Annotated in this window: 11 protein-coding genes; 7 read left to right on the top strand and 4 right to left on the bottom strand. The window is 46.2% G+C overall.

Annotation, left to right across the window (positions count from 1 at the left end):
* The first annotated feature begins 250 nt into the window (after positions 1 to 250).
* The 7 genes from AC2215_RS27280 to AC2215_RS27250 all read left to right on the top strand — a co-directional run bounded on the left by AC2215_RS27280 (position 251) and on the right by AC2215_RS27250 (position 7,834).
* Positions 251 to 1,198, top strand: coding sequence for a phytanoyl-CoA dioxygenase family protein (locus AC2215_RS27280; RefSeq protein ID WP_486813191.1), 948 nt, complete (start codon positions 251 to 253; stop codon positions 1,196 to 1,198).
* Between the two features lie 52 nt (positions 1,199 to 1,250).
* Positions 1,251 to 2,339 carry a radical SAM protein gene (locus AC2215_RS27275; protein ID WP_486813190.1) on the top strand — a complete coding sequence of 363 codons (1,089 nt, stop codon included), beginning with the start codon at positions 1,251 to 1,253 and terminating at the stop codon, positions 2,337 to 2,339.
* Positions 2,340 to 2,344: 5 nt separating this feature from the next.
* Positions 2,345 to 3,364 (top strand): DMT family transporter, encoded by a 1,020-nt coding sequence (locus AC2215_RS27270; protein WP_486813189.1) that lies wholly within the window; start codon positions 2,345 to 2,347, stop codon positions 3,362 to 3,364.
* 48 nt (positions 3,365 to 3,412) lie between these two features.
* Positions 3,413 to 4,516, top strand: a complete 1,104-nt coding sequence (locus AC2215_RS27265) for an aromatic ring-hydroxylating oxygenase subunit alpha (RefSeq protein WP_486813188.1) — start codon at positions 3,413 to 3,415, stop codon at positions 4,514 to 4,516.
* Positions 4,517 to 4,597: 81 nt separating this feature from the next.
* Entirely contained in the window at positions 4,598 to 4,990 is a 393-nt protein-coding gene (locus AC2215_RS27260) for an ectoine synthase (RefSeq protein ID WP_486813187.1), read from the top strand.
* Positions 4,991 to 5,313: 323 nt separating this feature from the next.
* Positions 5,314 to 6,831 (top strand): glycosyltransferase, encoded by a 1,518-nt coding sequence (locus AC2215_RS27255; RefSeq protein ID WP_486813186.1) that lies wholly within the window; start codon positions 5,314 to 5,316, stop codon positions 6,829 to 6,831.
* Between the two features lie 187 nt (positions 6,832 to 7,018).
* Positions 7,019 to 7,834, top strand: coding sequence for a DUF6625 family protein (locus tag AC2215_RS27250; RefSeq protein ID WP_486813185.1), 816 nt, complete (start codon positions 7,019 to 7,021; stop codon positions 7,832 to 7,834).
* Positions 7,835 to 7,844: 10 nt separating this feature from the next.
* Here AC2215_RS27250 and AC2215_RS27245 read toward each other — a convergent pair whose 3' ends face one another.
* The 4 genes from AC2215_RS27245 to AC2215_RS27230 form a co-directional block, all read right to left on the bottom strand.
* Positions 7,845 to 8,828 carry a sulfotransferase gene (locus AC2215_RS27245; RefSeq protein ID WP_486813184.1) on the bottom strand — a complete coding sequence of 328 codons (984 nt, stop codon included), beginning with the start codon at positions 8,826 to 8,828 and terminating at the stop codon, positions 7,845 to 7,847.
* Between the two features lie 25 nt (positions 8,829 to 8,853).
* A complete protein-coding gene (locus tag AC2215_RS27240) occupies positions 8,854 to 11,181 on the bottom strand; it encodes an arylsulfatase (RefSeq protein ID WP_486813183.1) in 2,328 nt (775 codons plus the stop codon).
* Positions 11,182 to 11,250: 69 nt separating this feature from the next.
* Positions 11,251 to 12,597 carry a flippase gene (locus AC2215_RS27235; RefSeq protein WP_486813182.1) on the bottom strand — a complete coding sequence of 449 codons (1,347 nt, stop codon included), beginning with the start codon at positions 12,595 to 12,597 and terminating at the stop codon, positions 11,251 to 11,253.
* 1,210 nt (positions 12,598 to 13,807) lie between these two features.
* Positions 13,808 to 18,385 carry a hybrid sensor histidine kinase/response regulator gene (locus AC2215_RS27230; protein WP_486813181.1) on the bottom strand — a complete coding sequence of 1,526 codons (4,578 nt, stop codon included), beginning with the start codon at positions 18,383 to 18,385 and terminating at the stop codon, positions 13,808 to 13,810.
* Positions 18,386 to 18,580 lie beyond the last annotated feature (195 nt).

Raw genomic sequence — 18,580 nt, 5'->3', positions numbered from 1 at the left:
AAATGTTTGTGTCAATTTGGCGTGCAAGTGTAAAAAAAACAGGGGAGATATGAACTAAAAAAATAATAAAATGAAACGAAAAAGTGACTAAAAATTTGATATTCTTTTAGATAAGAATTTCCACTCTAAAAATATCAAAAAAACGAATTGCTTAAATCAAGATCGAGCGAGCTTTGGATCTTGCGATTTCAATAGATCGATTCGTTCATCTCTGTTCTTAGAATAAACCAACTCAACTCTCGGATATTTTATGAATCAAATTGACACGAAAGTCAAAACAACTCGTCCTTTGTCCCCAGAACAAATTGCTCGGTATCACAAAGATGGCTTTCTCATCATTCGAAATTTTTTCGATATTGATGAAATTGAACCCCTGCGTCAAGCCTGCGAGCAAGATCCTAGTGTCATGGGCTATCAAACCAAAATTCTTGATAGTTTCGGCAAAATTTATAAAGTGACCACTTGGACGGATTTAGAAGAAACCTATCTCGGTGTTTTACCCAGAATCGCTCGCGTGGTAGACGGATCTGAGGCAGTATTGGGCGAAGAATGTTATCACTGGCATTCCAAAATTCTCAAGAAAGATCCCTACAGTGAAGGAACTGTCGATTGGCATCAAGATTGTGCGTTCTGGTATCACAATGGCTGTCTGTTTCCTCACTTTGCAACCTGCACGATCGCGATTACAGCGAATACCAAAGAAAATGGTTGTATTCAAATGGTCAAAGGATCTCATCTAGCCAGCCGATTTGATATGGGTCGGGGAGATCAAGCGGTATTTGCCGATCCCAAGCGGGTCAAAGAAATTCTCAAGCGCCTAGAGGTCGTCGATTGCGAGATGGAACCGGGGGATGTGATGTTCTTCCACGGCAATACCTTGCACTGTTCGGGTCCCAATCTTACGAGCGAAACGCGCACCGTGGTTCATTGCCATTACAATGCTGTTTCCAATGCACCGTTTTGGGTGGAAGGACAAGAACATCACCAATACAAACCCATTGAAAAACTACCGGATTCCGCCATTAAAGAAGGTTGCTATAACTCAGTCTTCGAGCAGCAAAAATTCCATCCCAATGAAGAAGGAGAGACCGGTGATGGCGGGCTAGGCATCTTCAAGAAACAGGATTGGTACGTGAGTATGGAAAGCGACTACAGTGGCAAAGAAAGTCCCTTTGCCGACTTAGACGTTTCGCGTTAATTTGTGTCTAAATTCATTGAACTAAATCGATCGAAGAGGGAGCATTACGACTATGTTGTGTCGGGAAAACCACATATTAACTCGCGAAGAAAATCGGGTTTTGAATCTCGAAGAATATCGCCAGGGCAAAACCCATCTCCAAAGCCGTCCGCTGTATGTCATGGTGGAATTAACTCAGGGCTGCAACTTGCACTGTTCGATGTGCCGTCCTGAAGTCATCCCCATTACCTCTCGGATGATGTCGGAAGATGTTTATCACCGAATTGCTCGAGAACTTTTTCCCACCGCAGAAATGGTCGATTTGCGTGGAGATGGCGAAAGCCTAATCTTGCCACAGATTGCCAAATACATTGAAGTGGCATCGGACTATGGCGTGGCAATTCGCCTTGTGAGCAATATGTCTTTCCAACGGGATGAGATCCTCGATTTGCTAATTGAAAAAGGCTGTTATCTTTCCATTTCCGTGGATAGTCCCGATCCGGAAATCTTTGCAAGTTTGCGTCGTGGCGGCAACTTGGGCAAAGTAGAGCGAAACCTGAGAAAGTTAGCTGCGGGTTATCACCAACGCTGGGGGTCCACGGAGCGACTCAATCTCACCACCACCGTGCAGCGTCCCGCCTTAGAATCTTTACCGGATCTGGTGGATTTTGCCGCAGATATCGGCATTGGCGAAATTCGCTTAGCCAGCGTTCACGCATCTCCCGATTCACCCTTGAGTTTGCACGAGCGCGATGCCGAGGTCGATCTTGCTCTCAAGGGAATGCAGGAGCGCAGTCGGCTGCATGGAGTCAGAGTGAACGCCTCGACAACGGTGGGGAGCATCCCCCAAAAGCCCGACGATACCGCCGCTTGCTTGCATCCCTGGAGTTATGTCTCGTTTAAATACGACGGGTATATTGGCTTCTGCGATCATTTGATTGGCACGGGTTCGGAAATTTACCATCTCGGTCATATTGACGAATCCTCGTTTGACGAAGTCTGGAATGGGGAGAAATGGCAAACGTTACGCCAGGAACATCTCACCAGTCGTTGCGAGGGGGCACCCTATTTTAAAGAATGTAGCTGGTGCTATAAAAATCGTTTCATCGATTTTGAGGATGTCTTTTTACCTGAAGCGAAAGCTCAAATTCGATCGCTGTAATCCTCATGGAATCGAAACGCGAAATCGTGAATCTTCCTCCCAAGATCTCGGCGATCTCCGAGGCTCCACCCCCTAAATTGCCGATCGGATCGGAAGATTTTTGGGCGTTTGTTTCCTTGTTAGGTGCTCCGCTCGCCTTTTCTTGGGTTCCAGCACTCACGAAATGGGGAGCCATGGAAATTAGCCCGGAAACGACGATTTTCGATCGCTTTTTTCTCAGCACCCTGATACTCGGGTTGGGAATTGGGGGGATGCGTGTTTATCGTCAACTGACGCAGAAACCAACGTCCTCTCAACCCTTATCCGGGCCACCCACTGGCTCCCGATCCATCTGGATGCTCTTGGCGATCTCAGGCACTTTTTTGGCCGGTATGCTGCTCACTTTAGCCGGGTCTTTAATGAGAACAACGGTTGCCAATTGCGAACTCATTAATAATCTCACCCCGCTTTTCGCGGTCTTCGGGGGCTGGCTTTTGTTTAAACAAGACTTTAATCGGCGTTTTCTGCTCGGATGCGCGATCGCGATTTCGGGATTGTTCGTCCTTGGCTTCAATGACTTTCACATCGGAATGGAGACCTTACAAGGCGATGGTCTCGCCCTACTCTCAGCACTTCTACTCGCATCCTATCTCCTGGGTGTCGAACAACTTCGCACTCACTTGAAGGCCCAAACAGTACTCTTGGGATGTTTTGCTTGCGGAACGCCCTTAACGTTGATTGTTGTGGCGTTCGATCGACAAAGCCTGTTTCCAAATTCCTGGCAAAGTTGGATTGCCATTGTGAGTATGTCCGTTTCCGGTTTGCTGGCTCAAGGACTTCTGTTGTACAGCCTCAAGCGGTTTTCTTCGGGATTAGTTTCTCTGGTTTTTTTGGTAACACCGTTTACGACGGCTTTCATCGCCTGGATAATGTTTTCGGAAGCGTTAAGTCTTTCGAATTTACTGGCATTTTGTATCGTAATTTTAGGATTGTCTGTGAGTATTTCCAGCTCGTCGACGACCCAATCAATAGACAACCCTCTTTAAGTTCCGTTGACTTGATTGTTAAACAATAGAGTTCAAAGGAGAGCCAATATGATCCTACAAACCCAGAACTTGGGACTTCCGGGAAACTATTATACAGATCCTCAAATCTTTGCCCGAGAACTCAAAACGATTTGGCATCGAACCTGGCAATTGGTGGGTCGGCAGGAAACTCTTGCCGAACCCGGTGATTACCTCACATATACCCTCGGAGAAGAGCCGATTTTCGTCGTGCGAGATGTTGATGGCTCTCTCAAAGCAATGCACAATATTTGTCCGCATCGAGGTGCTCAGTTATTAGAAGGGCAAGGTCATTGCGATCGTCACAAAATCACTTGTCCGTATCATGCCTGGACCTATGGTTTAGATGGAAAGCTTCTAGGAATCAGCAAACCGAAGCTGTTTCCCAACCTCGATAAATCTCAAATTCAGCTACTTCCAGCTAGAGTTGAAACCTGGGGTGGATTTATTTTTGTCAATTCCGATGCCCAAGGAGAGTCCCTAAAAGATTATTTAGCAGGGATGCCGGCTTTCTTGGAACAGTACGATCGAGATTGGATGTCTTTACGAGAAGTCGATCGATGGTTCTACGACCAACCCATTAACTGGAAGTTGATTGTGGAAAATTACGTCGAAGATTATCATTTTGAAACCGTCCACAGTCAAGGATTTGGTACGGTTTATGACGGTGACAATATCCGCAGTATTCCCACAGGTCGTCATCTCCGAATTGAAGTTCCTTATACTACCGATCGGGGAGGAGAATTTTTCACCAGTTTTTCAGAAGCTGGAAAAGTATCTTATCAGGGATATATCTTTCCCAATATGATGCTCAACCCGCACAAAAACTTCCTCTCTGTCTTTCATCTAATTCCCTTAGATGCAGGACATACAAGAGTGGAGATTATTATTTATCAATCTCCGGAGCAATTTTCTGGTGTTCCGTGTCAATCGCCACAGTTTCGTCAGGGATTTGATACTTTAATGGAAGAAGATTTTTCAATTTGCCGGAAAATTCAAACCGGAATTCATTCCCGGGCATATCAAGTTTCCCAACTTGCAGAAGAACATGAATTGGGAATTTCTCACTTTCATAATGTTCTTTCAGAGTATCTCTATGTTTCGGGAAAATTAGCAACGATTGCCTGCAATTAAACTTTTTCATGAAGTTTAAAGAGTCCTGTAAATCGTCAAGACTCATTCAATTTTTCTAATATCTTTTAGGAGTAAACGATCGTGATTATCCGAAAACTCAGCCAACTGATCGACTCAGAACGCGATGTCGCCTGGGGCAACGGGCAAAGTCGCAGATTTCTCATCGCCAAAGATGGCATGGGCTATTCCCTAACCGATACCATCATTGAGGCGGGAACGGAATCGTTTTTACAATACACCAATCATCTAGAAGCTTGCTATTGCATTGAAGGCGAAGGGGAAGTCGAAGTCGATGGCACGATCTATGCGATTCAACCGGGTACGATGTATGCTTTGAATCGACGGGAAGCCCATTATTTGCGGGCAAAAACTCAGATGCGTTTGATTTGTGTCTTTAATCCGCCCCTTCAAGGTTATGAATCTCACAAGTTGTCAACTGGAAACAGTTCCAGTTATGCCATGTCAATTTACTAAACGATAGGCGATCGATCTCGTCAATCTGACAACATCAAGAAACGGGTTTCTGCTTGAATCAGGACGATCGTTTTTGAGACTCCCTTCACAGAGACCCGATTTCATCCAAGTTTTCGATATCGATCGTCTTTGTTACACTCGATCGAATTCTATTTGAACCCACGAACGAATAGAACGTGAACCCGAAATCTAGTGACTTCAGGATCGATATCGATCGTCAAATCCATAACACTCTTTGAAAGTCTTTCAGATTTTTATGGATATTACAACTAATAATATTTGAACGATAAGTCTGTTAATTATATAAAAATAATAACGATAAAATGAAGCAACTAGTTTATAATTCGCTGCTCAAAATTGTAGGTATAGCGGCGATCGCATTTCTAGTCTTAGCAACTTTTAAAAGTTTGCATTATCTTAACATTTACTATTCCCTATTCGCCTATTTCTGCGGATTTGGTATAATCGTTGGAGCTATATTTTTTACTTATTTTATCATTGTCAATCTCCATACCACCAATCCCATCGGAGTCGATCGCTTAAGTTCTGAAACGCCAGAAGTTGCCGTCATTATTCCGATTTATAATGAAGATATTCATTTTTTGAAAGAGACTCTAGATAGCATCATTCAGCAGGATTATCCTATTGATAAAATTAAGCTGTTCGTGGCCAATGATGCTCACCGAGAAGATATCGCCACATTAACAACTGTCATCCAGTCTGCTTATCCCCAACTTTCCTGTTATCACATTTTACCACCCTCTAAAAGTTCTCCCGATCGTCAAGGTGAAGCGAAAGCAGGAGCTCTCAATGCAGCTTGGATGGAAATCTGCCATCGTTTTCCCCATATAGAATATATAGAAACGCGAGATTGTGACGATTGTGTCGGCGATCCTCAGTTTTTGAGAAAGTGTACGACCTATTTAATGGATCGTCCTACTGTCGGTTTAGTGCAAACTTATAAAGAAACAGAACTCATAGATGAATCCGATCCATTTGATACTCGAGAAGTTTTTTTACAATCTTATGTTTTACCGGGAAAAATTACTCTAGGTGGTGTCTTTTCGTTAGGTTCGGGTGCTATTTATCGTCAGAAAGCACTGGTAGAGGCAGGTGGATTTGATGCTTGGAATATGGTTGAAGATGTCACAACAACCGTTCGTATTCTTCAAAAAGGTTGGACTTCCCAAGCACTAGATGTTATTGGGGTTGCGACTCAAGCACCCGTCACCGATTTAGAAAATTTTTTGAAACAACGTTCGGTTTGGTCTTTAGATGCCTTGCGATTAGTGTTTTTTGGGGATTTGTCAGGACTCAATTTCCAACAACGGTTAGCTTTCTGTACTAAAGGTCTTAAAGAACTACTATACCCAACCTCTATTTTTCTATTAAATATCGCGATCGCGATTTCTTTAATTGTCGGTCAACCGATGTTTCTCACGGTGCCACCCATTACCTTTATCGCCATCGCCGCTATTGCTGCTTTTGAGTTATTGAATCTTAAAGGAAACATAGTTTTTGGATGGAAACACAAAACTCTTGAATTTGCCTTGCTATTTGCTAATCTAAAAATGATTTGGGTCGCGATTGTGAATGGGAAAGATAAAAAGCCTCAATATGTTGTCACCCGAAAAACCGCTCAATATCAATCGTATCTTCGCTATTGTCGATCGCATATTTTCCTATTAATTCTATTAGTCATCGGCATTCTTCGAGTTTCGATCGCTGGTACAGTTCCAGAACATAGCCTCTTATTTTTCGGTGCAATTTACTGGTCGATCAGAATCCTCGATGTCCTCCGTTTAGGATTGTATCAACCCCGCGACCTTCAAAGCACTTGAAACGATATGAACACTCTCAAACCGGAGGTTTCGGTTTGGGAAAGCGATCGTAATGGAAACAAGCGTGAGTGTGGATTGGCGATTTCGTATAGACGATACTAGAGTCAAGCTTTCAAAGATTTATCCAACCTCACAAACTTCATGAAATGAAGTACTCATTTTACCTGTCGTTGCTGGTTGAAAAAAAATGAAAATTGTACTCATAGTAGTCTACTTTGGACAGTGGCCTGTCTGGTTTCCGGCTTTCTTACAATCGTGCAAGTATAATCACAAGATAGATTGGTTGTTTTTTACTGATTGTCCAGTGCCAGAAATAACGATCGATAATGTTAATTTTATTTCTTTTACAGCTGAAAAATTTAATTTATTAGCAACGAAAAAAATAGGCTATCAGATAAAACTAATTCAACCTTATAAACTCTGTGATTTTAAACCTTGCTACGGTCTTATTTTTTCAGAATACATTAAAAAATATGATTTTTGGGGTCACTGCGATGTTGATATTATTTGGGGGCAAATCCGAGAATTTATCACTGATGATATCCTCTTAAATCACGATATCATTTCAGCCAGGAAACAGAATTTATGCGGTCATTTTACACTGTATAGAAATAATCCCTCGATCGAAACTCTTTTTACTCAACATCCCAATTATCAAACGATATTGCAATCCGAGAAAGTATTTATCTCTGACGAACACGAAATGACCGATCTTGTTAGAGCTTTGGCGAATCAGAACTCATTAAGAGTGTATTGGCCAAAATTTCTCCTCAATTTCGATCGTCCAGTCAACGATACTCCATCCATTCTAGGCGAATTCACAAATAGATGGTACTGGGAGCAAGGCAAATTGTACGATCGAGGCGAGCAAAATAATCGTCAAGATGAGATTATGTATCTCCATTTTATGACTTGGAAAAAAACACTAAAAGAATGCTCTTTTGATTACTCTGCCAATCCTGAATATTTTTATATTTCCTATTCCCAGATAAGCGGTTCTTAGATGACAAACGTTAAGCAAGCTTTGAAAAGAGTTGCTCGATTAATTCATCACACACAATCTCGTTATTTTTAAACCAAGAATTAGGATGGTACTCTTGCCAAACGTTAATTCGATTTTTCTTGGCTTCTATAAATTCACGATCGAAGTTAGGTTCCCAAGTCGGTAGATAAGAAATAATTTCCGTTATGACTGCAATCGGAGCTTTAATTAACGACTCATACTCAACGACTAAGTCGGCAAACAAATCTGCCCATCGATTACTTAACTGGTTAAGTAGATAAATTTTTTGATAACTATTGAGGTTCTCAGTGAGAGACTGAAGAGCAAAAACTCGACTCAGGGCATCTAATTCTTCATTTAACCCCACATCGTCGATCGTTGTTTCTACACCATTTTCTAGATTAACTTGAGGTTTGCCAGGATTTTTTCTCAAAAACATTCCGACAAAAGAAGCATAGATATCACGAGGATTTCGTCTGAGATTAACAATCAAAGCTTGGGGAAAATTGAATTTCAACCAAGGTAAGCGAAAATCAATGCGATTGAATTGTAAAACTTTTAATTTTGGAGGATAAGTAGAAAGGAGAAAGTGGATGTAGTCTTTTAATTCATCACTTTGCTCTGTTGCCGACATGACAATATGGGTAAGATTAAACTCTCGACGAAAATATTTGATTAATTTTTTTCTATCCAGGAATTGATAATCAGCAAGGTAACCCCCCTTCAGGGTATGAGCAAATTGTAATTTGTCTTGTTGAGTTTGCCGGTCATCTTTATCTAAATTATCAATTAAGTGATAATTTAAAGGCTCATAAAAAGTTGCAGTATTTGCTAAGCTAGAAAACAATGAGTATAAATAAGTAGAACCCGTTCGGTATCTAGCGGTGATAAAGATGCTACTTTTAAGGGTTTCTTGAGGAGATAAATCCTTGAGAGGGATATTTTCTACTAAATAAGCTGAGAGTTCGGGAAAATTCGCGGGTCTATTCATCATTCAATCAATTAAATAGCCAGTCGTGCTAGCCTGTATACTTAACATCGAATTTGCTAATGACACCGTTGTACTTGAAAGGTCCCCGTTCAAAATAGGCTTCTGATACGGGTGAGTAGTTATCCATGCCTACGTCAAACGCATCATTAGCTGTAAAGCCAAGGGGTGCAATACGAGGAACTGTACCTGAGATAATCTTACAACCGTTGGCACGAACGGTAATCGTCATGGAGTTTGACCCCCGACCAGTCGTTTCCGAATCGATAACGAACTTTACTTTGCCTGTGGGCAGGGGACGATTCGAGGTCATATGGGTGCGTTCTACCTCGAACAGGTTGTACTCGTAGTTGAGTTGACCGCTATCCAACCAAAGAGCGAGACCTCCTGAATAACCCCCAAGGGCATAGAGTACGCCCTGGGCATTGTCATTCAGCTCTGTTTCAATTGTCACTCGGCTGCTGCGGGAGCCAAGTTTTGGGGCGGTAAATTCTGGCACTCCGGTCACATTCTGAGTGTAGTGAAATTCTGTTGCTCGGTTAGAAGGGGCATCCTCTGGATGAAATACGACCGACCACAAACCACCGCCAATGGGATAGACTTTATTTTCTTGTGCCGCTAGATCGAACTTAGCCTTCATCCTTTGTAGTTTTTCCGGGTAAATCTGAGCCAAGTTATGGGCTTGGGAGAAATCATTATTGAGATCGTACAGTTCCCAGGTATCTTTATCTGGCGTCCAGGTGGCAATACTGGGGTCGATGCTTGCTAGCCAAGGAGTAAAAGGGCCAGAGGCTGATGCCATCCAACCATCTTCGTAGTAGCCTCGGCTACCCATAATTTCAAAGTACTGACCTGGTTTTTGCTCTGGTGCGGTGGCGTTATTGAAGGTGTAGGCCATGCTCACCCCATCAATCGGATCTTGGGTAACGCCGTCTACCATTTCCGGCGGTGTAATGCCAAGGAGATCGTAGATGGTGGGAACAATATCGATGACGTGGTGGAATTGCGATCGCACCTTCGAGTCAGGCTTAATTTGCTTTGGCCAGGACACAATTAGCGGTGTACGGGTACCACCCAAATGGGAGGCAACCAGTTTAGTTGCCTGGAAAGGAGATCCCCCTGCCCAAGCCCAACCGGCGTGATACATGTTGGCCGTCTTTGAGCTTCCCAAAGCATCCAATCCACCAATGATATCCAGAGCACGGATATGATCTTTAATCTCGGTGGCAATGCCATTTTGAGTCAACAGTTCGCTAATCGTGCCTCCCACCCCTTCCGCACTCGCTCCGTTGTCACCCCAAATGTAGAAGATGAGGGTATTGTCGCGAATGCCCAGATTTTCCAACTCATCCACCAGGCGTCCAGCCTGAGTGTCCGCGTGTTCCAGGTAACCTGCATAAACTTCCATCAGGCGCAGTTGGAATGCCTTTTCATCTTCAGGAATATCATCCCAGGCAGCCAATGTCTCAGCTCGAGGGGTTAGTTCGGTGTTGGCAGGAATCCAACCCAGCTCCTTTTGATGGGCAAAGATGCGCTCTCGCATGACATCCCACCCTTCATCGAACTTGCCCTGATACCGATCGGCCCATTCTTTAAAAATATGATGTGGACCATGGACTGCACCGGGTGCCCAGTACATCAGGAAGGGTTTTTCAGGAGCGAGTGCCTGGTGCTGACGCATCCAGTTCACAGCTCGATCGGTCATATCTTCTGTGAAATGGTATCCTTGTCGCTTGGGCGTTGGGATGCGACTGGTATTTTCGACAATAGCTGGTTCGTATTGAGAAGATTCTGCAGCCAAAAACCCATAGAAATACTCAAAACCCAGATTCGTCGGCCAGCGATCGAATGGTCCCATGGTTGTGGTTTCAATTGCAGGGGTGTTATGCCACTTACCAAAAGCAGAAGTATTGTAACCATAGTATTGTAAAACTTTTGCCACTGAGGCCGCAGTTGCAGGCCAAGAACCAGAGTAGCCGTCCCAGTTGTTTGCCAGCTCAGCAATTTGTCCGAACCCAACGCGATGGTGATTGCGTCCTGTGAGCAATGCGGCTCTGGTGGGAGAACACATGGCCGTGTTGTGAAATCGATTGTAGACAATCCCAGTTTTGGCAAGTTGGGAAACCGTTGGGGTATGGATGTCACCGCCAAAGGTCTCGGATAATGATGGACCCGGATCGTCCAACATGACCATCAGGATGTTGGGAGGATCTACAGGTAAATGAGATTCTGGCTGGGTTGGTTTGTGGACGGAGGCTCCAATAGTACGTTTGGCAACACTACCAGAGGATGTTGGCGGAAACGGTAAACGACTGCCATCCAGTGCGAAGCCAGGCTGGACAAAGCTTACTATCAGCATTATTATCAGCAGTCCCGTAAAAAAATGCCTGAAGTCGCTTAATCTTTTTCCCATCGTTTAATTTAATCTTTACACACTATTTTCTTTGGAGCTAACAAGACGATGAAAAACGAATGGATTAACCTCCACGTATTTGAAGACCAAAATACTGAGCCAAATATTCCACAAGATCGTGGTTAGAGCTGTGGTGATAGCCGCTCCTAAAATCCCGAATTTTATGATGGCAATCGGGTTCAAAACTAAATTGATTAAGGCCGTGTAAGCAAAAACCTTGGCTGACTTATTTTGATGACCGGTCATAACCAAGATATAACCAACAGAACCACACAAGGCACTCACGATCTCTCCGATTACAATCACTTTTAGCTCCAAATTCGCCGCAATAAACTCGGAGCCAAATACTCCTAAAATCGGCTGGGAGAAGATAATTAAAATGAGAGCAATCGCTACAGAGGGCCAGAAAATCCATGTGGCTGTAGTCGATATCACTGTTTGCAAGCCCTTTCGATCGTTTTGAACGTTGAGGGAAGCGAAGGCAGGAGCTGCCACAGTATTGATAACCTGTAAAAAGAAAGTCACCCAAATCGCTGTACTCGTGGCTGCGGTATAAATCCCTGCTTCTTCAGGTCCTAGTAACAAACCAATTATGACGACATCAGTTTGAAACAGGAGAACTGCGAATGCTCCTTGGAGTAATAAAGGTAGGGAAATACTGAACCATTCACGGTAGGCATAGACTGGAGTAACCTTTTCCACCTGTTGGTTTAGCCTTTCCCAGAGTAGCCACAACTGAAACATGACCACTCCCAACAACATCAGGATAGCCATCGCGATCGCTGGTTCGCTGGTTAGGGAATGGTTGTACTCAAAGAGGACAAATCCGCCACACAGTACCAAAACAGGCCAAATAACTTGATAGGGAGCATAGGCTAAGGTAATGTCTTCTAATGCTCTAGAAGTTTCTAACTGCAATTCTACTAAAGCTCGTAGCAAAACCATCCAGATGCCGATGAGTAGTGGAGTGACATAGGCAAACTGATAGTATCGATCGATCGCGAGAATTACTATCGTACCGCCTAAGCACAATAAGGAACCAGCTAGGACCGTGAGGAGCCAACTCCCTCGAACTAAACCCCGCAAAAGACCCCAATTTTGTTGAACTCGGTATTCCGAAACCAGACGTAGAACAGTGTGAGGGAAACCAAGTCCAGCAGGAATCGCTAGCAACCACGACCAAGAGATGACATATTTATAGATGCCATACTCGGTTGAACCCATCCAGCGGGCTAGGGATATTTGCAGCAAGTAGGTCAGAGCCAAACCAGCGATTTGTAAAACTAAGGCAATGCCCGCATCTCTGGTGAGAGCAGCCAAGTTAGGACTGCTTTCAGTGGGAGATATTGAGGTTGGAGTCATGAAGGATAATGAGAACTAAATTTATTTGACAACTGGTAACCGTTCACACTCTAATTCCTAGGGCTAATCGTGGTAAAAAATTAAATTTTTTTGATTGAATGAGAACATCAATCGAGTCGCGACTAACCGGTAAAATACAAAATAACAAAAAGAAAAAAAATTACTAAATTAGCCAATCAAAATGAAATCTCATAAAAATTAGCGTATTTTATTAAGCGATCGGGTCCCTTTTTTTGTTGACCTACTATTGCTTTTCAAAGAAATAATTTAATTGCCGTGCAGGTGAAGTTTTTATGGATGACTACTTAGATGTAATCAATCCCATTTTTTTGACATCGATCGCTAACCGATGGTCATCTCAATTCATTGAACTCTTAGCCATTCTGGACGACTGAAATTTTGAAGAGTCGTTCTGATTGGGTTCAAACTTTGAATTTTTCGAGGTTCCCCGGTTTTTGTCTATGCAATAGGGAGCTCGGAGAGACTAGTACAAGAGGGTGGGAAGACAACGATAGCGTTGTTGAATGAGGTATGGACGCTTTTCTACACATTCCCCCGTTCGAGAGGAACTTAATATTGACGATCGGACCTCACTGACTTGAGAACTGCGACACTATTGATGATTACTTCAATGCCTTACCCTGAGATCGCTCGCACCCAATCTTATCTGGTTTGGAAAGTTACACCTTCGTATACTAGTCGATTAAACCGGTTTTAGTACGCTTAAAATGAAGTAAATGTGTCTTGTAACTATTTACAGCATTTTGCCGTCAGAGGGAACTGTTGAGAACCGGAAAGTGATGAAGGTTATTTGCACGTGGTTAAAAACTGGAGTAAAATCCTAGTTTTTTTCTTTTTCCCAATTTTAACGTAAGTCAGTACTAAATTTGAGGCTTACCGATCGAAAAATATGTGTTCTCTTGTTACGACCCACATTCTGCACTTTGAAGTGTCACTCCTAGAGAATATCAATTCTCCAAAAAGATAAGGGTCTGTTTGTTTCTCCCTGGGCTTCTCCTGCTTTCAAGGGAATGCTTTTTATTATCGATGCGTTCGCGCGCGCGTCTCATGCAGGAGAATCGAGCATTGGAATGGAACGAGATTTCATGGGTTTTCTCTCCCTGGTACTCCCCCAACTGCCTTACCTAACATCCATCGGAATCCAAAAAACAGACCCCGATCGGAGCTTTTCCTGCCCCGATTTCCGCTATCAACCTGCTGTTTGAGGTTTCGCACTCACCAAGATTTCACCTTTGAGCATCCGTTGAGCCGCATCGAGCAGCACTTCTTCCAAATAAGGTTTGGTAAAGTAGCCCCGCGCCCCCAACTCGATCGCCATTTGCTTGTGTTTCTCTGCGGTACGAGAGGTGAGCATCGCGATCGGTAACTGGCTCAAGTGACTATCTTTATGCATGCGCGAGAGCAGTTCCATGCCGTTCATGCGAGGCATTTCCATATCGCAGAACACCAATTCGCAGGGAATGCCCGATCGCAGTTTGTCCCAAGCTTCCTGGCCGTCCCGCGCTTGTTCCACCCGATATCCTGCCTTCTTGAAGGTCATCGAGAGCAGTTCGCGCACGGTAATCGAATCGTCGATAATCAGGACTGTCGGTTCCGTCTTCTCGCGTACCGGTTTTGCCGGGGCATTCCCATCGTCCCACAGAGACACGTTGGCTTCCCGGCGGACGCGACCCATAGACAGGTCGATGAGTTCGAGAACGTCGGCAATCGGCACGATCCGACCGTCCCCCATCACCGTGGCCCCAGCAATTCCCATGGGTTTGGGCACCGGTCCTTCGAGCTGCTTGATCACGATTTCTTGTTCGCCCATCACCTGATCGACTTGTACCGCCAGATAGGTGGTTCCCGATCGTACGATCACCACGGCGATAGTATCGTCATCCGTGGATGTCGTCCCGCTATAGCGCGATCGACCCAGGTGACGATTGTAGTTAAACAGCTCCTGCAAGGGCTGGAAGGGAACCATTTGATCGCGCCAGGGCACGCATCGCTGACCTTTTTCGTCTTGAACCAGACGGCTTTGAGGAAAGGTATCGAGCACCTCGGCCACCCCATCCATCGGGAAAGCAATACTCGCCCGCTCGCTGATGCAGCACAGGGCCTTGGAAATACTCAGGGTTAAGGGTAGGCGAATGGTAAACGTCGTCCCCCGACCCAGGGTCGAATCGGTATTCACCGTCCCGCGAATTTCCGTGAGTTTGGTATTCACGACATCCATCCCCACCCCCCGACCGGCGAGGTCGTCGGCTTTGTCGCGGGTACTGAATCCCGGTAAAAACAGCAGGTCGTAAACGTCGAGGTCGGTCATTTTTTCCGCTTGTTCCGGGGTAATCAGTCCCTTTTGCAACGCCTTTTGTTTGACCTTACCCGCATCGATGCCCGCCCCATCGTCAGCCACGGAAATGATGGTTTGGTTCCCTTGGTGAAAGGCGCTGACGGTAATCCGACCGGTGGCTGCTTTGCTGTGGGTGGTCCGAGCGTCGGGAGACTCGATGCCGTGGGCGATGGCGTTGTTGACCAAGTGGGTGAGGGGATCGTGAAGGTGCTCTAAAATCATCTTATCGATGAGGGTATCGCGACCTTCGATTTGCAGTTCCACCTGTTTGCCGAATTTAATCGCGTTGTCTCGAACCCCCCGTGGCAAGCGATCGGCCGTTTGAGAGAAGGGAACCATGCGCGATCGGGTCAGTCCTTCTTGCAACTGGGTGGTGGTTTGGCGCAACTGACGGGTGATTTGGTCGTTCTCCGCCACCAAAAATTCAATGTCGGAAGCCGATTCCCGCACGCGGACGATCAGCTCGATAATTTCTTGGGCCTGGGTGTGGAAATCGGTAAATCGATCCATCTCCAAGGCCTCGAATTCTCCCATATCGCCGTGGGAGTTGTTCGTTTGGGGAACGTTTTGGGCGGCTTTGACCCGACTTTGCCGACTGGCGAGCAATGCCATTTCCAGCAGGGTGCGCTCGTAGAGATCCTGCATCCGCTGACCCACGTCGCTAAGCTGCTGCACTTGATGGAGCAAGTTATCGAGAAATTGCCGCAGCCGTTCTTGGTCCTGTTCCAAGCTGTTCCGGCTGACGACGAGTTCCCCGACCAGGTTACTGAGATTATCGAGCTGCTTGATGGGAACCCGCATGGTTTGCTCGAAAGTGCCCCCCCGACGGCGGTTGCGACCGCGAGCTTCACCTCCCCCTCGGCTTTTGGCGGGAGGGGTCATACCGCCAGCGGTTTTCTCCGTTTCCTCGAGTAATTTTTCCAGGTCGTCGAAATCGCTGTTACTCTCGGGTTTGGGGGGGGTGGAGGACGAAGGTTGGCTCGGTGCGGCTTCCGAAACGGAGGGTCGATCGAGATAGACTTCTAGCTCCGAAAAAACGGCAGCTCCCGAGAGTTCGGGTCCTAAAGATAGGAGTAATTCGAGCGGCACGAACTCCGCTGGCGTTTCCACTTCCTCTGGCTCGCTCAACACAGACGCATCGCTCTGGTCATCTTCGAGTAACCCATCGAAATCTAAGGATTCTTCTTGGGCGAGCTCCCCCGATAAATCTGAGTCAAAGAGTTCGGAGACATCGAGATCTTCTGAGACTTCTCCTAGGAGGTTGTCGATGGAAATGTCACTCCCATCGGACTCGGGTTCCGGCTCCCAATCAAAATCCAAGATTTCGTCAGTGTTCTCCGGCTGCGCTGGAGCGGAGCGTTCCAGTCCGAAGAGTTCTGAGAGAGCAGTATCCGATTGCTCTTCGGCTGACATGGCGAAGGATTCCGGTACCATCTCAGATTCGGTATCGCTAAATAACTCTTCTAAGGCTTGACCTTCGGCGGAGAGATCTTGCACCGCATCGGCTTCGGATACATCCAAATCGAAGCCCTCGAAAAAGTCTAAAGAATCGTCCGCTTCTTCGGTTTCGGCACTTGGCGACTCGAGCTGCGAGCTGCGATCGAACAAATCTGTGGGGAAGTCTTCTAACTCGTGGGTTGGGGTCTGGGATGCTTCTGGAGGTGCATCACTCGAAAATAGATCGTCAAAGGATAAATCCTCATCGGTATGGGTAACGCTTTCTGTGGGGTCTGAGGCATCGAGCTCGAAAAACTCATCGAAATCGATCTCACTATCGGATTCCCCCGTGTCCTCAATTTCTAGGGCGGTGGCGGCAATTTCGTTCTCATCCCACAGTCCGTTCCATTCCTGTTCCCCCTCGGGGGGGGCTTCTTCTTCTTCGATACTTTCCAGGTTGAGCGATGGCAGGGGATCGGGCAATAAATCTCCGTCCTCCCCATCGTCCAACCCTTCTAAGAAATCCATGAGCGGTTCTGATTCTGTCGGGGTCGACGATCTCTCGGGCGAGGTCTCGGATAAATCTAATTCTTCGAGGGCACTACCCGCATCTTCCCCATCGAAATCGAAACCGAACAGATCGAAGTCATCTTCGCTAGAAGGTTGTGGGGGTGAGGAGTGTTGGGGTAAGTCGTCGAGAAATTCAGCCAAGTCACTTTCTGACATATCTCCATCGAGAGCACCGGAGATCGGACTCGCATCGAATCCGCCGAGTCCATCGGGGATTTCTTCCCACACTTCGAGTTCTGGGGCCTCATCTTCAAAGAGATCGGCTAAAGTATTGAGTTCCTCCTGACCCACAGCCGGTCCTCTAGGGTGGGGAGATCTCGAATTCGTTGTGGAGATGGATGGCTCGATGTCGATCTCGCGATCTAGGTCTGGGGTCGAGTTGTCGAGTTCTTCCCACAGTTCCGATTCTTGAGGGGGTTCGACGGGGTTGGGGGGAATATCGAGCAAATCGTCAAAATCGAGAGCGGGTTCGATATCTAAATCGAGTGGTTCGGCGAAGTTATCGGCATTTTCTGAAGGCATTTCCAGCAGGTCCTCTAGATCGAAATCCGGTTCGAGATCGGGTTCGCTTGGAGTGGGTAAGAGTTCTTCGAGGGTTGGGCCAACGACAATTTCCGCACCGCGGTTCGCCAGTACCAGTTCTTGGGCCTGTTTGATTTCTTTAATCGAAATGGAGGCGAGGGTGGAGAAGGTATTGTTCGGATTGGCAATCGCCTGCTCGACGGCCTGTAACAGTTGAACCCAGCAAGCGAGATCGAACTGTTCTCCCGCTCGGGCGAGTAAGCGACAAATTTGAACCAGTTGGTCTCGGGTTTGGGGACTGTCGGGCTGCTTGAACAGTTGCAGCATTTCTCGCAGTCGGGCGAGGACGTCACTTTGAAAGATGAGCTGCATCGCCGCACTTTCTTCGTCGTCTTCATCCTGGGTGGCAAAGGTGGGGGTCGTGGTGATGGGCATTGCCGTCATGCCTTCAAATCCGGACTGGTCTGTAGTTTCGTCCACCTGTCCGTCGAGGAGCATTTCTAAATGATGGCTCAGCTGCCCGAACACCGGTTCCACGCCAGACATGGTTTGTTGGGCGGCTGCATCGGTTAAGCCGGTGGGGCTTTGCAATTGGTCGAGGAGTTCTTGCAGAGCATCGAAGATGCGTAGAAATAGAGATTCGAGTTCCCGATCGACCCGTACTGGGTTTTCTTTGAGGAGTTTGAACCCATCTTCGAGGCGATGAGCGATTTGTTGGATGCTGCCGAGACCGAGCATGGCGGCTCCCCCCTTGACGGAATGGGCGGCGCGAAACACTTCGTTGAGCATTTCGGAATCTTCAATGGTGGCTTGTAGGTTCAGCAGCCCCTGCTCGATAGTATTGAGATGATCTCCCGCTTCTTCGATGAAATAACCCAGGATTCGTTGTTGTTCTGGCAGCATAGGAGTTCCGCTTGATAGATGGGAAAAGGCGCTCGGTGACGCTGGCTCGATCGGGTCGATCGGTGTCTTATGGCTTCAAGTATAGATCCCAGTTGTGGGCAGATCGATCTGGATTTGCGATCGGTTTTGGAGAAGCGAGAATCGAGATCGGGCGATCGAAGACTGGGTCAAAACCGCCTGAGATCGTCGAGACCT

The sequence above is a fragment of the Zarconia sp. genome (assembly GCF_057467645.1).
The sequence above is the reverse complement of the archived record's forward strand: the minus strand, read 5'-3'. Positions and strand labels throughout refer to the sequence as shown.